The 16,879-nt window shown below is 45.8% G+C and carries 14 protein-coding genes, 1 tRNA gene and 1 pseudogene; 13 read left to right on the forward strand and 3 right to left on the reverse strand.

Translation table 11 applies throughout. From position 1 onward, the window contains the following. The first annotated feature begins 14 nt into the window (after positions 1-14). Entirely contained in the window at positions 15-1,496 is a 1,482-nt protein-coding gene (gltD, locus tag K3G25_RS20035; RefSeq protein ID WP_014418084.1) for a glutamate synthase small subunit, read from the forward strand. A 98-nt stretch (positions 1,497-1,594) separates the two neighbouring features. Further along, on the forward strand, positions 1,595-2,035 hold the full coding sequence (locus K3G25_RS20040) for a hypothetical protein (RefSeq protein ID WP_228842243.1): 441 nt from the start codon (positions 1,595-1,597) through the stop codon (positions 2,033-2,035). Positions 2,036-2,062: 27 nt separating this feature from the next. On the opposite strand, the gene K3G25_RS20045 is transcribed toward K3G25_RS20040, so the two are convergent. Then, on the reverse strand, positions 2,063-3,043 hold the full coding sequence (locus K3G25_RS20045; RefSeq protein WP_154817730.1) for a zinc-binding dehydrogenase: 981 nt from the start codon (positions 3,041-3,043) through the stop codon (positions 2,063-2,065). Between the two features lie 118 nt (positions 3,044-3,161). On the opposite strand from K3G25_RS20045, the gene K3G25_RS20050 reads away from it, so the two are divergent. The 4 genes and pseudogenes from K3G25_RS20050 (at position 3,162) to K3G25_RS20065 (ending at position 5,978) form a co-directional block, all read left to right on the forward strand. Beyond that, positions 3,162-4,028: a LysR family transcriptional regulator gene (locus K3G25_RS20050; protein WP_154817719.1), complete on the forward strand. Its 867-nt coding sequence runs from the start codon at positions 3,162-3,164 to the stop codon at positions 4,026-4,028. A gap of 51 nt (positions 4,029-4,079) precedes the next feature. Next, positions 4,080-4,325, forward strand: a pseudogene (locus tag K3G25_RS20055) (His/Gly/Thr/Pro-type tRNA ligase C-terminal domain-containing protein); the annotation flags it as partial. Between the two features lie 31 nt (positions 4,326-4,356). Beyond that, positions 4,357-4,659: an ArsR/SmtB family transcription factor gene (locus tag K3G25_RS20060; protein ID WP_007407355.1), complete on the forward strand. Its 303-nt coding sequence runs from the start codon at positions 4,357-4,359 to the stop codon at positions 4,657-4,659. A 143-nt stretch (positions 4,660-4,802) separates the two neighbouring features. Beyond that, positions 4,803-5,978: an MFS transporter gene (locus tag K3G25_RS20065; protein ID WP_007407356.1), complete on the forward strand. Its 1,176-nt coding sequence runs from the start codon at positions 4,803-4,805 to the stop codon at positions 5,976-5,978. Positions 5,979-6,024: 46 nt separating this feature from the next. Here K3G25_RS20065 and ggt read toward each other — a convergent pair whose 3' ends face one another. Continuing rightward, the gene (ggt, locus tag K3G25_RS20070; protein WP_014418078.1) at positions 6,025-7,800 is read right to left on the reverse strand and encodes a gamma-glutamyltransferase; all 1,776 of its coding nucleotides are present in this window, start codon (positions 7,798-7,800) and stop codon (positions 6,025-6,027) included. Between the two features lie 243 nt (positions 7,801-8,043). On the opposite strand from ggt, the gene K3G25_RS20075 reads away from it, so the two are divergent. From K3G25_RS20075 to K3G25_RS20085, 3 genes are all read left to right on the forward strand, one after another. Continuing rightward, on the forward strand, positions 8,044-8,274 hold the full coding sequence (locus K3G25_RS20075; protein ID WP_003153848.1) for an excisionase family DNA-binding protein: 231 nt from the start codon (positions 8,044-8,046) through the stop codon (positions 8,272-8,274). A 315-nt stretch (positions 8,275-8,589) separates the two neighbouring features. Then, positions 8,590-9,135, forward strand: coding sequence for a site-specific integrase (locus tag K3G25_RS20080; RefSeq protein ID WP_003153850.1), 546 nt, complete (start codon positions 8,590-8,592; stop codon positions 9,133-9,135). Between the two features lie 42 nt (positions 9,136-9,177). Further along, a tRNA-Arg gene (locus K3G25_RS20085) sits at positions 9,178-9,250 on the forward strand. A 145-nt stretch (positions 9,251-9,395) separates the two neighbouring features. Here the strand turns inward: K3G25_RS20085 and K3G25_RS20090 are convergent. Next, the gene (locus tag K3G25_RS20090) at positions 9,396-9,938 is read right to left on the reverse strand and encodes a DL-endopeptidase inhibitor IseA (RefSeq protein WP_109566993.1); all 543 of its coding nucleotides are present in this window, start codon (positions 9,936-9,938) and stop codon (positions 9,396-9,398) included. A gap of 228 nt (positions 9,939-10,166) precedes the next feature. Here K3G25_RS20090 and K3G25_RS20095 point away from each other — a divergent pair, with 228 nt between their 5' ends. The 4 genes from K3G25_RS20095 to K3G25_RS20110 all read left to right on the forward strand — a co-directional run. Beyond that, positions 10,167-11,555, forward strand: coding sequence for an MATE family efflux transporter (locus K3G25_RS20095; protein WP_014418076.1), 1,389 nt, complete (start codon positions 10,167-10,169; stop codon positions 11,553-11,555). A gap of 114 nt (positions 11,556-11,669) precedes the next feature. Continuing rightward, complete coding sequence (locus K3G25_RS20100; protein WP_232489487.1) at positions 11,670-12,638, forward strand: aldose 1-epimerase; 969 nt, start codon at positions 11,670-11,672, stop codon at positions 12,636-12,638. An 18-nt stretch (positions 12,639-12,656) separates the two neighbouring features. Then, positions 12,657-14,132, forward strand: a complete 1,476-nt coding sequence (dacB, locus tag K3G25_RS20105) for a D-alanyl-D-alanine carboxypeptidase/D-alanyl-D-alanine endopeptidase (protein ID WP_232489488.1) — start codon at positions 12,657-12,659, stop codon at positions 14,130-14,132. Between the two features lie 479 nt (positions 14,133-14,611). After that, a partial coding sequence (locus K3G25_RS20110) for a non-ribosomal peptide synthetase (protein WP_232489489.1) occupies positions 14,612-16,879 on the forward strand: 2,268 nt, incomplete at its 3' end.

Raw genomic sequence — 16,879 nt, forward strand, 5'->3', positions numbered from 1 at the left:
AAGGGGAGAGGAACATGGGGAAACCAACTGGATTCATGGAAGAAAAACGAGAAAAACCGGCTGAGCGGGACCCTCTCACTCGCTTAAAGGATTGGAAAGAGTATTCGGCTCCATTTTCAGATGAAGCGTCAAAGCGGCAGGGGGCGCGGTGTATGGATTGCGGCACACCGTTTTGCCAAATCGGCGCTGATATCAACGGTTTTACGTCTGGCTGCCCGATTTATAATCTGATACCGGAGTGGAATGACCTCGTCTATCGGGGACGCTGGAAAGAAGCCTTGGAGCGCCTTCTGAAAACGAATAACTTTCCTGAATTCACAGGGCGGGTCTGTCCCGCTCCTTGTGAAGGATCTTGTACGCTGGCCATTTCAGATCCGGCTGTTTCAATTAAAAACATCGAGCGGACGATCATTGACAAAGGTTTTGAGAACGGATGGATTCAGCCGAGAATTCCCGCGAAACGCACAGGTAAAAAAGTCGCTGTCGTCGGTTCAGGCCCGGCAGGTCTGGCAAGCGCTGATCAGCTGAATCAAGCCGGTCATTCCGTAACAGTCTATGAGCGTGCCGACAGAGCCGGCGGCCTGCTGATGTACGGCATTCCGAGCATGAAGCTTGAGAAAAATGTCGTTGAACGCCGTATTAAGCTTTTGACGCAGGAAGGTATAGATTTTGTGACAAATACCGAAATCGGCGTTGACATAACGGCAGATGAGCTGAAAGATCAATTTGATGCCGTCATTTTGTGCACAGGCGCCCAAAAGCAGCGCAATCTGCTGATTGAAGGCCGGGAAGCAAAAGGCGTCCATTATGCGATGGACTATTTAACACTGGCGACGAAAAGCTATTTGGATTCCAACTTCAAAGACAAACAATATATAGACGCTAAAGGGAAAGACGTCATCGTAATCGGCGGAGGAGACACAGGAGCTGACTGCGTGGCAACCGCGCTGCGCCAAAAAGCGCGCAGCGTGCACCAGTTCGGGAAACATCCTAAACTTCCTCAAACGCGCACGAACGACAATATGTGGCCTGAACAGCCGCACGTCTTTACCCTTGAATACGCCTATGAAGAAGCGCAGGCAAAGTTCGGCAAAGACCCGAGAGAATATTCAATTCAGACGACAAAAATGGTGGCCGATAAGCAGGGCCGCTTACAAGAGATTCACACCATTCAAATGGAAAAAGTCAGAAACGAATTCGGAAAGTATGAATTTCATGAACTGCCCGGTACAGAAAAAGTCTGGCCTGCTCAGCTGGTGTTCATCGCCATCGGTTTTGAAGGGACAGAACAGCCATTATTGAAACAGTTCGGTGTCGATTCGGCAAATCATAAAATTCAGGCGGCATATGGGGATTATAAAACGAATGTTGACGGTGTTTTCGCCGCAGGGGATGCGAGAAGGGGCCAAAGCCTGATTGTATGGGCGATTAATGAAGGCCGGGAAGCAGCGCGCGAAGTCGACAGTTATTTAATGGGGAGCACTGTTTTACCGTAAATAAAGGGGTTTATTTATAAAACCGGCTGGGATCAGCCGGTTTTTCGTATTAAAATGAAACCTCCTTCTTCCTGTATTGGTCATATAAGGGTAACGTGATGGGAATGGAGGATAACAAATGGAATTTTGTTTTACAGGGTGGAGAGATTGTTTTCTTCCGGAGACTGAGACGATTTGCAAGCCTTGAGCAGTCGATCACGGTGCTGCTGACGGCGGAAATCATCGCCGCCGTTTATTATGACGCCTTAAAAAACGTGACGGGCTCTGTGTGTCTGCGATCAATTTGCGGGCAGATTTTAATTGATGAAGAAAAACATATTGAATTTCAAGCGAAAGCACTGCACAAGTTCGGCCGGCGCCGCTTAAAGATCACCAATACGTGTGCTGTGTTTTCCCGCTTTATTTTATTGACGGGCACTTTACCCGTCGTGTGGCTCTATCATCGAAAAGTTTTAAAAGCCGGGGGTAAACACTTTTTTGTTTATTTGAAAGAAGCCTATCAAGAGTATGTCAGAGCGGAAAAACTCATAAACAAATAAGGAAACGGACGGGTCCGCTCCTCTTTTTTAGACATCTATACGAAAGCCGATATTGCCGAACTGCCGTCCTTCCCGCATTCTGTTAAAAGCGGCAGCTGCTTCACTGAGAGGGTACATGCGGTCGATAATGGGACGGATGCCGCAGCGGTTTACCAATTCCAGCATATCCGCGAATTCCTCATTGCTTCCCATTGATGTACCGAGAATATGAATCTGCGGAAAAAACAGCGAGCGAATAGGAAATCCGAGCTGATCGCCTGAACTGGCACCAAATGTTACGATCCGGCCATTCGGTTTCATAATGTCAAGATAGTGTTGAAACAAGGCGGGGCCTACACCGTCAACTATGATATCTGCTTTTTCGCCATTCAGCGCCTCATTCCAGTCACCGTAGCTGTCAATCGCCCGGTCTGCACCGTATGACAGTGCGGTTTGTTTTTTGTTTTCGCTGCGGGAAGTGACACTGACTGTCGCTCCGATAGCTTTTGCCATTAATAAGGCATATGTTGCCACGCCGCTTCCGATGCCCGGAAGGATAAGGTGTTCGCCTTTTTTTAATTGTCCTTTTGTAAATAAGGCGCGATAAGCGGTTAATGCTGATAACGGCAGCACGCCCGCTTCCTCCCAAGTCAGGTGTTCGGGTTTTAAAACGGCATTTTCCTCAGGAACGATGACATAAGGTGAAAATGTTCCGTCGCTCGGACCACCTAAAATATCAGGGACGGCTGGTACGTCCTCAACAGTCTTCCAATTCAGCACCGGGTTGATGATGACTTCTGCATGCAGTAAATGAGACCGGACGCCGTGTCCTATTTCGGTTACGATTCCCGCGCCGTCTGAACCGAGAGTAAATTCATGGTTTCCGGTTTTGTGGTTTTTCATTAAAAACAAATCGCGATGGTTTAATCCGGCTGTTTTCAGCTTTATTTTTACTTCGCCGTTTCCCGGCCGTTTGTCAGGTGCCTGCCTGAAATCAAAGCCATTTTCGTGTATGATAAGGGCATTCATCATTCTTCTCTCCTTTATAATTGATGAGAAAGATTTTACAGGCTGTATCAGCTGCAGTAAATAAATGAAAATTGATAGCCGGCTATCAATAAAAATCATAGCAAGAAGGTGTCCTTACATGGAAAGCGGAGACTTAAAGATTTTTCAGGCTGTCGCCCGCAAAGGAAGTATTTCAAAGGCGGCAGAAAGCCTGCATTATGTTCAATCAAATGTGACAAACCGGATTCAGCAGCTGGAACGGCAATTGCAAACACAGCTTTTTTACCGCACAAATCGGGGGATGACGCTGACGCCCGCAGGTGAAAACTTATTAAAAGACGCAGACAGAATCCTTCAATTGCTGCATGAGGCGCAAAAAACGGCGCAAGAGGCAGGCGATCCGAACGGCCCGCTTCGAATCGGTTCTCTTGAAACGGCGGCAGCCGTCCATCTCCCTCAATTTTTCACAGAGTATTGCAGCCGCTACCCGAAAGTACAGCTGTCTCTGTCAACCGGTGATACACATACCTTAGTGCAGCACGTCTTACATTATGAGCTGGACGGCGCTTTTGTTTATGGACCGGGCGAATACGAAGATCTTGAGCAAGTCGCTGTATTTCAGGAAGAATTGGTCTTGGTCTCAAATAAGCGGGAAGGCAGTTTGCAAGACTTGTTGCGAGATCCGATTCTGTATTTTGCCGCGGGCTGTTCGCACCGCCGCAAAATAAAAAACATACTGAAAGAAGAGGCAGTGCCCGCACATAAAATCATTGAATTCGGTACGTTGGAAGCCATTATTGGGGCGGTGCAGGCGGGGATGGGGGTTTCCTTTCTGCCTGCATCAGCCGTCCGTTATTTTCAAAACAGGAAAAATCTTTTTCTTCATGAGCTCCCTGAACATTTTTGGGATATGAATATATCATTCATCTACCGGAGTGATTTATTTTTGACATCGGCGTTTGAAGAACTGCTGAATGGATTAAAAGCATTACCGAACGGAAGATGAGAAAACAGGACAGCTGTGTACGCCAATTTTTTTCGTTCTGGTTTTTCTCAGAAGAAAGCGGGTATCCGGGCTGAGCTCGATCAGCGCGATGAAAAACTCGGCTATAAAATCAGAGAAGCACAAATGAAAAAAATACCGTATATTGCGGTTGTGGGGGATCAAGAGTGCCGCCATCAATCTGTACATGTACGGCAATACGGGCGGGAAGACACATTTGAAGAGAATGTGAGTGATTTTATGTCCCGGATCATAAGAGAGGCAAAACAAAAAATAGAGATTGAAGAAAAACAACATTGACATATCGTAAAATCACGATATAATAAAGCGTATGAAACCTATTGATGTTTTTAAAGCGTTGTCTAATGAGTCACGGCTTGAGATTTTACAATGGCTGAAAGAGCCGGACCGTCACTTCGCCCCGCATGATGGCATTGATATGAATGAGATCGGAGTATGTGTCAGCCAGATCACCGATAAGCTTCAGATGACACAGTCAACGGCGTCTCAATATCTTTCCATTCTTCAGCGGGCGGGCCTTATCCAAACAAAACGGATTGGCAAATACACCTATTATAAAAGAGATGAAGAAGCGATAAAGGCGATGGCCGATTATTTTCAGCGCGAAATGTAGGGCTGAATCCTTTAGAAGAGGGATTCAGTTTCTTTTTCCGACTACACATCGACATATTGCGATTTGTTTCTGTTTGTTCAACTCTTTATATCGATATATCACAATATATCTTTATATAAATCATCAATGAAGGAGTGTGTCAGGTGCAAAATACCTGGAAGATTTACATTTTGGCAATTATCAGTTTTTTAGTGGGGACGTCTGAATATGTGATATCCGGGATGCTTGATAAAATTGCAGGTTCCTTGGGAGTTACTGTGGCAGCGGCAGGGCAGCTGATTACGATTTTTTCACTTGTTTATGCAATCGGAACGCCTGTCATGATGGCCCTTACAGCAAAACTGGACAGAAGGAAGCTCATGATCTATGCTCTGGGGCTGTTTGTTATCGGGAATATCATTTCTTTCCTTGTGCAGGGATTCGGCTTATTTGCGGGAGCACGGGTGATCATGGCGCTTGGAGCAGGAACTGTGGTGGTCACCGCGCTTACGATCGCAGCAAAAATCGCTCCCCCGGGAAAACAGGCAAGTTCTCTCGCAACCGTCATTATGGGGTTTACGGCGGCGCTCATTATCGGTGTTCCGATCGGAAGAACCGTGTCTGAAGCTTTCGGCTGGAAGGTGGTTTTCGCCGGAATTGCGGCAATCGGAATCATTGCCATGCTTATTATACGTTTCGCGCTGCCTGAGATAAAAGGAGATAAACCGGTGCCGCTCATTCAGCAATTTTCTCTTTTGAAGAAACGAAAGGTGGCTGTCGGGCTGGCCATTACGTTTTTTTGGCTCGGAGGCTATTCGGTTGCGTATACGTACCTTTCTCCGTATTTACTGAACGTCACTCATATCGGCAGCGGAATACTGAGTACATTGCTGCTTATTTTCGGTGTTGCAAGTCTTGCCGGTTCTAAAGCAGGCGGTTTCAGCGCAGACAAATGGGGGGCGCGTATGACATTAACCGGCGGAATGGCGCTTCATGCTATCATGCTCATGTTATTGCCGTTTGTCACACATTCTGCTTTCGGAGCGGCGGCAGTGCTTATTTTTTGGTCCTTCGCCGCCTGGTCATCTGGGCCTGCTCAGCAGTATCATTTGGCAACGATGGAGCCTGAATCATCGGGTGTATTACTTGGCCTCAACCAGTCTGTGATGCAGCTGGCTATGGCAGCCGGGGCGGGCATCGGGGGCATTGTTGTCACTCATCTGTCTCTTGCGTCAGTGACATGGATCGGATCAGCGGGTGTTGTCATCGCGATGTGCGGCGTGCTTTCGCTTGCATCATTAACGTCTGAAAAAACCTCATCTGAATACAGTGCAGAATAAACAAAAGCCTCATTTCTCAGCTTGAGAAACGAGGCTTTTTGTCTTGTTATTTTTTATAATTTTTCAAGTTTACGCCGATTGCGGCTCCGTTTCGGCTTGAGTCGGCGACTCCGGTGAAGGTGCCGTTTTCACGGTCGATCAGGATGCTTTGCACATTACCGATATCAACCGGGCTGCTGCCGAATTTATGCCCCATTTCGTTCAGTTTTGTGCGGGCTTCTTCCGGCACTCCTTTTTCATATCGATAGGATGTCATGCTGTTTGTGTAAATTCTCGGCTCTTCGACTGCCGCTTTCAGATCCATGCCGTACTCAACTTTGTTCAGGATCGTTTGCAGGACGGAAGAAATAATCGTTGCTCCGCCGGGGGAGCCGACAGTCAGGACAGGTTCGTTATTTTTGAATAAAATAGTCGGAGTCATGCTGCTGAGCGGACGTTTATTCGGCTGCACTTCATTTGCGCCGCCAGGCACCGCATCGAAGTCTGTTAACTCATTATTCAGCACAACGCCGTATCCGGGAACCATAATGCCGGAACCGAACAGCTGTTCAATTGTTGTCGTATAAGATACGACATTGCCGAAGCGGTCGGTTACCGTGAAGTGAGTCGTTTGACCTTCCTGTTTGTCAGTCGGCTGCTCCACTTGTTTATAGTTTGCAGAACCTTCCTGATAGGCCCAAGGATCGCCGGCTTTCGGTTTTTTATTGACTTTATCAATATCTATCAGCTGTCTGCGGGCATTGATATAATCTGGATTCAAGAGACCTTTGAGAGGGACGTTGACGAATTCTGGGTCCCCGGCAAATGCGGCGCGGTCAGCATAAGCCAAATGCATCGTTTCTGCGAGAAGCTGATATTTTTGCCAAGAACGGATATCATATTGAGAAAGCTTAAAATCATCCAGGAGGTTCAGCATTTGCAACAGGAAAACACCGCCCGAGCTTGGAGGAGGAGCAGTTGCGATATGATAGCCCTGGTAATCTCCCCAGATCGGTTCGTCAATCGTCACATTGAAGTTTTTAATGTCTTTTTCTGTCATTGAGCCGCCGAATTCCTGCACTGTTTCTGCAAGCTTTTTGGAGAATGCACCGTCATAGAATGCTTTTGTGCCTTTGTACTTAATAGCTGTAAATGTTTTGGCTAAGTCTTTTTGGATGAGTGTGTCTCCTTCTTTCAGAGGTTCTCCGTCCGGAAGAAACACGTCTTTTGCAGCAGTGTGTGATAATTTGTCTTTATAATCTGAGATGGCATCAGCTAAAACCGAATCGATCGGAAAGCCTTTTGAGGCAAGTTTAATGGAAGGGGTGATGAGTTGTTTCATGGAGCGTGTGCCCCATTTGTCTAGCGCTTTTTCAAGTCCTTTTAATGTTCCCGGAACACCGACTGCAGTCCCTTTCGTAACGCGTTCGGAGAAAGGAATGGCTTTGCCGTTTTCGTCAAGGAACATATCCGGTGTTGCGCCTGCCGGTGCGCGTTCCCTGCTGTCGATAATGGTGGTGTCTTTCGTCTTCGCATCATAAACCATCATAAATCCGCCGCCGCCGATTCCTGACATCATAGGTTCAGTTACGTTTAATGCGAATTGAATGGCAACCGCGGCGTCAATTGCATTGCCGCCTTTTTTCAGCACGTCGGCACCGATTTGTGAAGCGAGAGGATGGGCGGTGGCAACCATGCCGTCTTTGCCGACATCTACCTGTTTGTAGTCGTCATAGGAAAACGGGTGTTTCTTAGCCTGAGCGTGATAAGGGATGCTTCCGGCCGCGAGCAAAGTACTGAGCAGAACGATAAAACAGAGATTCATAAACTTTTTCTTTTTCATAGTCTGCCTCCTTTGTTTTCCGCTTACAATTATAGAGTAAGTAAAATGTGCTGTTTTCACAAGTGACAAACGGAATAGTCCGGTGTGCAAAAAGTTGGGGTTTCTGTGTGAATGTAATCAGTCGCAAATAGGCTAAATGGGAAACCGGACTGAAAAAGCTGTGAAACAAGCATAAAGACAAAAAATAAGCTACAATAAACAAAACAGAATTCACTCACATGACATATGAAAGGAACGTGAGCCATGTATTTAACGATCAAAGAGACAGCTGAGTTTACCAGTCTTCCTGAAGAATATGTGCACAATCTTGTTTTGACGAATAAAATAAGAGCCGTCCATGACGGACAGCAATATTTAATCAACAAGGAACAATTTCAAACCCATCTCGAACAGCTGGAAAAATATAAGGAAATGATTCAAGAGTTTTTAAATGAGCCGCTTCCTGAAGACATTGATGTAAAAGATGAAGATTAGGACACAATTTCATATTGTGTCTTTTTTTTTCATTTTTTTCGGTTGCTCACAAAAAAACGGATGCTCAGATTTCATTTTAAGGCCTTTTTTTCATTTTTTAATACCTTGAGTCTCTATTTGTTTAAAAGCTTGTCAACGGGCTGAAAATGATGTTTTTGAGGAATTCGTTGAAACTGCTTATCTGATTCACCTTATGTAACACTATGTATATTATGTTACATAAGACCCTTTATCCTTTATCATTCAACGGGTTTCGGTTATAATAGTAACATAATGCTCAATATGTTACTTTACCAATTATAAGGGGTTTTTTTGATGCATATCGTACAGCCGATCCGAAGTTTGGAGAAGATCCAGGAAGTCAAACAGTATTTAATGAAAAAAAGTGATCGTGATTATTTTTTATTTATTTTCGGCATGAACAGCGCACTGCGGATTTCAGATGTTCTGCCGCTTCGCGTGAGGGATGTAAGGAACAAAGACCATGTGTGGGCAACCGAAAGCAAAACGAGAAAGAAAAGAAAAATTCTGATACTGGAGTCTTTAAAGGCCGACATATACGCTTATACAAAAGACATGAAAGAGGATGACTATTTGTTTAAATCGAAACGGACGAATAAGCCCATATCCCGGATTCAGGCATACAGAATATTAAAGGAAGCGGCTGCCGCTTGCGGGTTGGAGGAAATCGGAACGCATACGCTTAGAAAGACGTTCGGGTATCATTTTTATCAGAGGACAAAAGACATTGCTGAACTGCAGAGGATTTTGAATCATTCTTCTCCGTCTATTACAATGCGTTATATCGGAATAGATGAAGATACAACGAGAGCCGCCTATAAAGTGTTCGGAGGGCTGTAGACTTGAAAAAAACGGCCGCCAGCGTTACTATAATAGAAGCAGGCTCTAGTAGCACAGCGGATAGTGCAGCAGTTTCCTAAACTGCAGGTCGGGAGTTCGAATCTCTCCTAGAGCGTTTTTTGTATAAGATAGGCGCGGATTAATAATGTCGGCAAAACAGAAAACCCCTTGTTATACAAGGGGGTTTTGAGTTGAATATTTTGTGAGAACCTGGTGGAAATGATGTGAAAAAAGCCCGCTGTAAGTAAGCGGGCTTTTTCTTATATGACAGCATCAAATTGATTGACTTTCCAAACGTTGTTTTCTTTTACGAATGTTACATCGCGTTTTGCTGACGGAGAACCGTCAAGAGTCGGTACAGTGAAGCGGTATGTTTGGCCGCTTCCTTTTTTAGAAAGAAGAGTCATTTTTGCTTTTTTCCAATTCAGGAGGTTATCTCCGTCGCCGACCGGAACAGCCAATTTGCCGTCTTTTACAGTGAAGTGGTAATCTTTGAGCCCTTTGTCAATCGCTTGCTTTGTAAAAGCGGGTGTCAGATATTTTACGGCTTTTGCTTTTGTTCCGAGGTCTTTGCACATAAATACATATTGCAGATTTTGATATTCAAACGGTTCAGAAGTGCAATTTGCGTTTGATTTAAGCGCACCGCCGCTCATCGTGTTCCAGAAATGTTCTCTCGCTGACAGGGCCAGCTGAAGCGCTTGTTTTTGTGTAAGGTCATTAGGTGTATTTTTTGCGGTCGCCGCAGTGCCCAATGACAGAATCAATGTAATAGTAGTGAGGAATAATAGCCATTTTTTCATGATATAATCTCTCCTTCAATCAATCTCTTTCTCTTATGTTACAAATGTTACAATAATTACGGTAAGATTACAATACCTTTTCAGAAATATTTTCCGGACTTTTTATTTTTATTGTTTATTTCCATGTAAGACGTGAGAAAAAGATAAAGAGTTTCATTGAACAAAAGGTTTTTACAAGCTGTCTGCTGAATAATAAAATGGAAGAAAATCAAAAAAGGAGTCCTACATATGGAAGTACAAGATCATTTAGAAACAGCGGAAGGCCGCGGCCAGTCTGTCTGGCGATCGATGTCACTGTTTTTAGTGCCGCTGCTTTTAAGCAATGTATTGCAATCTGTCGGCCAATTGGTCGGAATGGTATTTGTCGGAAGGTGGCTCGGAGTTGATGCGCTTGCCGCCGTATCGTCTTTTTTTCCGCTGTTTTTTCTGCTGATCTCCTTTACGATCGGAATCGGTTCGGGAAGTTCCATTTTGATCGGGCAGGCTTACGGCGCGAAAAACGAAGAGAGGATGAAGGCGATTGTCGGCACTACACTGACTTTTACCTTTATGCTCGGTGTTGTTCTGGCAGTTGTCGGCAGTGTGTTTACGCTTGATATTCTGCGGCTGATGGGAACGCCGGAAAACGTAATAGATGTCAGTGTCCGATATGCGCGCATTTTGTTTTGCGCAATGCCGCTGATGTTTTTATATTTTGCGTATACGACATTTTTACGCGGAACGGGAGATTCAAAGACTCCGTTTTATACGTTAATCGTCAGTACAGTCATAAACATCGGGCTTTTGCCTTTATTGATTCTCGGGCTTTTCGGACTTCCGAAGTTCGGCATTTACGGTTCGGCGTATGCAACCGTGATTTCAAACATCGTGACATTTATCGTACTCATGGTTTATTTACGGAAAAGAAAACATCCATTGGCATTTGACCGGACTGCGCTCCGTTCTCTTAAAATGGACAAAAAGCTGCTCGCGCTTTTACTCCGTCTCGGTATTCCGTCGAGCATCAATATGATTCTCGTGTCACTTTCTGAAATTGCGGTCATTTCATTTGTCAATCATTACGGATCAAACGCGACGGCTGCTTACGGGGTCGTCAACCAAGTGGCGAGTTATGTGCAGATGCCGGCGGTAAGCCTCGGTATCGCCGTTTCAATTTTTGCCGCCCAATCCATTGGCGCCAATCAATTCGGCCGGCTGAAACAGGTCATCAAAGTCGGCATCGGCCTGAATTATTTGATCGGCGGGGTGTTGATCCTGCTGATTTACACCTTCTCCCGGCAGATACTGGCTTTGTTTTTAACAGATCAGGATACACTCCACATTGCCCGCAATCTGATTATGATTACCCTTTGGAGCTATTTGATTTTCGGTCACGCTCAGATCGTTTCAGCAACAATGCGGGCGAGCGGTACGGTGTTATGGCCGACGATTATCAGCATTTTTGCGATTTGGGGAATTGAAGTGCCTGTGGCCTTTATTCTTTCTCATTATACGAATCTCGGCATTCTCGGCATTTGGGTCGGTTATCCGGCGGCTTTTGTCGTCAGCCTGCTGCTGCAATACGGATATTACCGGTTTGTATGGAAGAAAAAACAGATTACCCGGCTGATTCAATAAGGTTTTACCGCACATCGCTCAGTTCATACGGGCGATGTTTTTTTAGAGCAGGAAAATGAGTTTAGAAAATGGAATTCCTATACATGCTAGAAAACAAGGAAAGGGCAGGTGCTTATGACGATTGAACATACGACTTATTTAGGGGTTTCAGCCATAAAAGCGGAGACTGATCAGGCTGAATGCATCATTGTGCCGGAGTGGGGATCAAATGTCATATCGCTTCGGGATAAAAGAACCGGTATGCGGCTTCTGAGAGAACCGGAAACTGCGGAGCAATTCCGCGCAAAACCGATGCTGTACGGCATTCCCGTTTTATTCCCGCCGAACCGGATTACGGACGGGACGTTTCGTTTTGACGGCCGCGCGTATCAATTCGAGATAAACGAAGAGGATAAACATAATCATATTCACGGCTTTCTTCACAATCAGCATTGGAAAGCGGCGGCAGCGAAAGAAGAGGGGGATGGAATGACAGTCGAAACAGAAATTGATCTTTCAAAGATTCTCCGTGTTCATAAACAATTTCCGCACGATGTCATTGTCCGGATGACCTATACATTAAAAGACAATGTGTTTACGCAGCGGGCGCTGATTACCAACAATGGAACGGAGGCTTTTCCTTGGGGGCTCGGCTATCATTCCACATTTGTTTTCAATGAAGAGCGATCCCGTCTTTTTCTGACGGCTGACCGCATGTGGGAATTAAATGAACGTTTCGTGCCGACGGGCCGTTTATTGGATGTGCCTGATAAAGAAGCGTTCCGTCATGGGATGTCTTTGAAAAATAAACAGTTTGACGATGTTTTTCTTTCTTCCGGACGGAACGGCGGCAATAACGAAGCTGTTATTTCTCATCCGGATGAGAAATTATCCGTTTTGTATCAGGCAGACACGTCTTTCAAGCATTGGGTGGTATATAACGGTGACGGAAAGCAGGGGTTTGTCAGTCTTGAGCCTTATACTTCCGTTACAGATGCATTTAATCTGAATCAGCCTGCATCACTGACAGGGCTTCAGATTCTGAAACCGGGCGAAGAAGCGGCTGCGTCATCCAGGATCACCATTTTGCATGACGAAGAATAGGAAAGAGGCGGGATAACATTGAAAATATATGTGAAACGCTTGAGCGCGGTGATTCTGCTTTTGATCATTGCCGCAGTTCCTTATATTGATGATGCGGCTAAGGCGGCTGAACAAAAAAATACTTTGCAAAAAGAGCTGGAACACATTCTGGATGAAGAACCTGCTTTAAAGGGGGCTTCATCGGGCGTCAGTGTCCGGTCAGCAAAAACAGGGGAGGTGCTGTTCGGCAGCCGGGAAGATATGCGGCTGAGGCCTGCATCATTGATGAAGCTGCTGACGGCATCTGCGGCGCTTTCCGTTCTCGGAGAAGATTACACCTTTAAGACAGAAGTACGGGCAGACGGCGCCGTGAAAGGAAAACAGCTGCGCGGAAACCTTTATCTCAGGGGAAAAGGCGATCCGACCCTATTGGTTTCTGATTTTGAGAAGATGGCTAAACAGGTCAAAGCCAGGGGCATCCATGTCATTAAAGGAGATCTGGTCGGGGATGACTCGTGGTATGACGATACCAGGTATTCAGTTGATCTTCCGTGGAGCGATGAAGGCCAATATTATGGAGCGCAAGTATCAGCTCTTACCGCTTCCCCAAATGAGGATTATGATACCGGAACGGTGATTGCGGAAATCAGCCCGGCGAAACAGCCTGGTAAAAAGCCGCGCATTTCAATTTCTCCCCATACGGACATCGTTCGTGTGAAAAACGAAGTGAAAACCGTCGCTTCTGATGAAAAGAAAGAATTGACGGTTGAACGGGAGCACGGTGGCAATGTGATTACAATAAAGGGAACCATACCTGCCGGCTCGGCAAAGGCAAAAGAATGGGCGGCAGTGTGGGACCCGTCGTCCTATGCTTTAGATTTATGGAAACAAGCGCTTACTAAACAGGGTATAACTGTAAAAGGGAAAATCAGAACAGGGCGAATGCCGCACCGCACCCAGCTTGTCACATCACGGACATCCATGCCTCTTTCAGAATTATTGATCCCGTTTATGAAACTGAGCAACAACGGGCACGCCGAAATTCTGATCAAGGAAATGGGAAAAGTGAAAAAAGGAGAGGGCAGCTGGGAAAAGGGCTTGGACGTGATGAAATCGGAGCTCAAATCGTTCGGGCTGAATCCGGATGAATTGATTGCAAGAGACGGATCCGGCGTTTCTCATATTAACGGCATATCCGCCGGCCAAATCGGAGAGCTTTTGTATGCGGTTCAGAAAGAAAAGTGGTACCCGGCTTTCCTTCGGTCGCTCCCTGTCGCCGGCGCAAGCGACAGAATGACGGGAGGAACCCTTCGGAACCGGCTGAAGGGCACCCCGGCGGAGGGCAAAATTAAAGCGAAAACCGGTTCACTAACATCAGTCAGTTCGATTGCCGGCTATGCAGACACAAAAACAGGAGATACGCTTATTTTTTCCGTGCTTCAAAACGGGCTGCTTGACGAAGATGACGGAAAAGACATTGAAGACAAAATTGCAGTCGTGCTGGCAAATCAATAAGAAGGGCCGAATCCTTAGAGGATTCGGCTTTTTTGATGTCTGTAAAACATTATATTGCGATTATGAATCAATCTTTTCAAAAAGTAATATCGGCAATATACTTCCTTTTTTTTACATGATACTTTCTTACTTGTTCACCGATTTTTCATTTTTTAACGTAAAACTTCTTTTAAGGAGGCAAAACCTTTTTAAAAGCGCAATTAATTATACATTTTATTCCTTATTATAGTGTTTAAGAACCAGTTTGTAGTGTGCATACATACCGTTTTACATGGTATAAAGATTATAGAAATGAAGAAATGAAGTGAGGAATATATACTATATTCTAAAAAATGTTAGAGAAAATTTAATTTTTTATTGTGATTTCTAAAATATGTTTTAAAATAATGCTTATATGGATGATTTAGTCATATGCTGTCGAAATTTAATTGTAATTATTTCACTTTCTTATCCTCTTAAATTGAAATGGAGGGATTCCATTGAAGAACACTGTTTATTCTTTAACTCACGCCCAAAGAAGAGTGTGGTTTACGGAGCTGCTCGAGCCGGGCACAAGTATCTGCAATCTCGCGGCGTGCGTCAAATTCAGGGGGGACATCGATTTTGACGTACTGCGCCATGCTTTAGATTTTTCTATCTCGCAAAATGATTCACTCAGGTTTCAACTGACAGAAGGGGACGGATCAGAACCCCAGCTGTATCTGGCGGGGCATCGGCCGATTTCTCTAGAGACTGTTGATTTTACTCATACTGATCAGGCAGAGCGGGACGCATGGATTGACACGCAGACCCGTGTTCCGTTCAAGCTGTTTCATTCACCTCTGTATCAATTTACTCTGCTTGTCATGTCAGACGAAGAAGTTTGGCTTTATTCAAAATTTCACCATATTATCATGGACGGCATCTCGCTCAACCTGCTCGGCAACCAGCTCATTGATATCTACCAAAAGATCATGCGGGGCGAGGATTTAGCTGAACATCACAGACCTTCCTATCTCAGCTACATGGAAAAAGAACAGCAATACTTACAGTCTTCCCGTTTTCAAAAAGACCGTTCATTTTGGACTGAAACATACCGAACCGTTCCGGAACACCTTTCACTGGCGGAACGAACCTCTCATCTTAGACAAAGCACTGCGGCTTCCAGAGATACAATCACTCTTTCTCACTCCTTAGAACAATCTATCCGGCGTTTTTGCAAAGAAAATAATATCAGCATCATCTCTCTGTTTATGGCTTCGTTATACATATGCATCAGCCGTCTGACGGCTAAAAAGGATATTGCCATCGGCACTTATTACGGAAACCGGGGCTCCAGGCTCGAAAAGGATATGCTCGGCATGTTCGTCAGCACACTGCCGATCAGAATGACGGCAGATCCTGATGCGGAGTTCCTGTCCTTTGTCCGCAGCGTAGGAAAAGAGCAGCTGTCTGTTATGCGGCACCAGAAATATCCTTACAATCTTTTTGTGAATGAATTAAGGCAGACTCATCACGACCTGCAAAATATCATCGGGATTTCGATGCAATACCAGCCTCTCGCGTGGCGTCAGGCAGAAGGTTTCGATTATGAAACGGCGATGTTTTTCAGCGGACATACGGCAAATGAGCTGTCCATTTTAATTAAGGAGCGGACAGATACGGGATTGATTGAGCTGAATTTTGATTATCAATCCGCTTTATTTACTAAAACATCGATTAAACGAATTCAAACTCATTTGCTGACGATCGTTGAAAATGCCGTTAGAAATCCAAACCAGCTGATTCGGCATATTGATATGGCGGATGAAAATGAAAAGAAACGGGTGTTAACTGCGTTTAACCGTACAGAAGCGGTTGAACCGCCGGCTCCGACGCTTCACGGGCTGTTCACCCGCCGCGCCGCGCTTTCGCCGCATCGTCCGGCGCTCCGTTTTCCGGGCGGTATGCTGACGTACGCTGAGCTCGATCAGTACACAGACAGGCTCGCCGTTTGGCTCCGCCAAAAAGGCGTCCGCAAAGAAAGCATGGTCGGCGTACTCGCTGAACGCTCGCCGGAGATGGTGGTTTCTGTGCTTGCCGTGTTAAAAGCGGGCGGCGCCTATGTGCCGCTTGACCCGGAGTATCCTGAGGACAGGCTGCGCTATATGCTCAATGACTGTGCCGCTTGTCTTCTGCTTGCACAGCCGGGATTATCCGTTCCCGATTTTTCCGGAGAAACGCTAGAAGTGTCTCTTTCTGCTCTGACAAGTGAGACGGAGACAGGGGATGTCTCTGAAGAAGCGGATGCTGATTCGCTCGCTTATATCATTTATACGTCCGGTTCGACGGGAACACCGAAGGGAGTGGCTGTTGAACACCGTCAAGCCGTCGCCTTTTTATCAGGGATGCAAGGGCAGTTCCCATTAACGGAAGAGGACATCATCGTGCTGAAATCATCCTTTTCATTCGACGCCTCCATCTGGCAATTGTTTTGGTGGACGATGTCCGGCGCTTCCGTGTATCTGCTTCCGGCCGGATGGGAGAAAGATCCTGTGCGGATGATTGAAGCTTTTTCTTCTGAAAAGGTGACGACCGCGCATTTTATTCCGGCGATGGTCAACAGCTTTTTAGACGCGCTGGAAACAGAGCCTGCGGAAACAAGAACACGCCTCGGCAGAACACTGACACGCGTGTTTGCCGGAGGGGAAGCTCTTTCCCCGCTTACGGCTGCCCGGTTTGCCGATCTGTTGCCGGAGACCATGCTTATTCACGGCTACGGACCGACA

It is taken from the genome of Bacillus sp. FCW2 (assembly GCF_021228595.1).
In the GTDB taxonomy this organism is placed as follows: domain Bacteria; phylum Bacillota; class Bacilli; order Bacillales; family Bacillaceae; genus Bacillus; species Bacillus velezensis.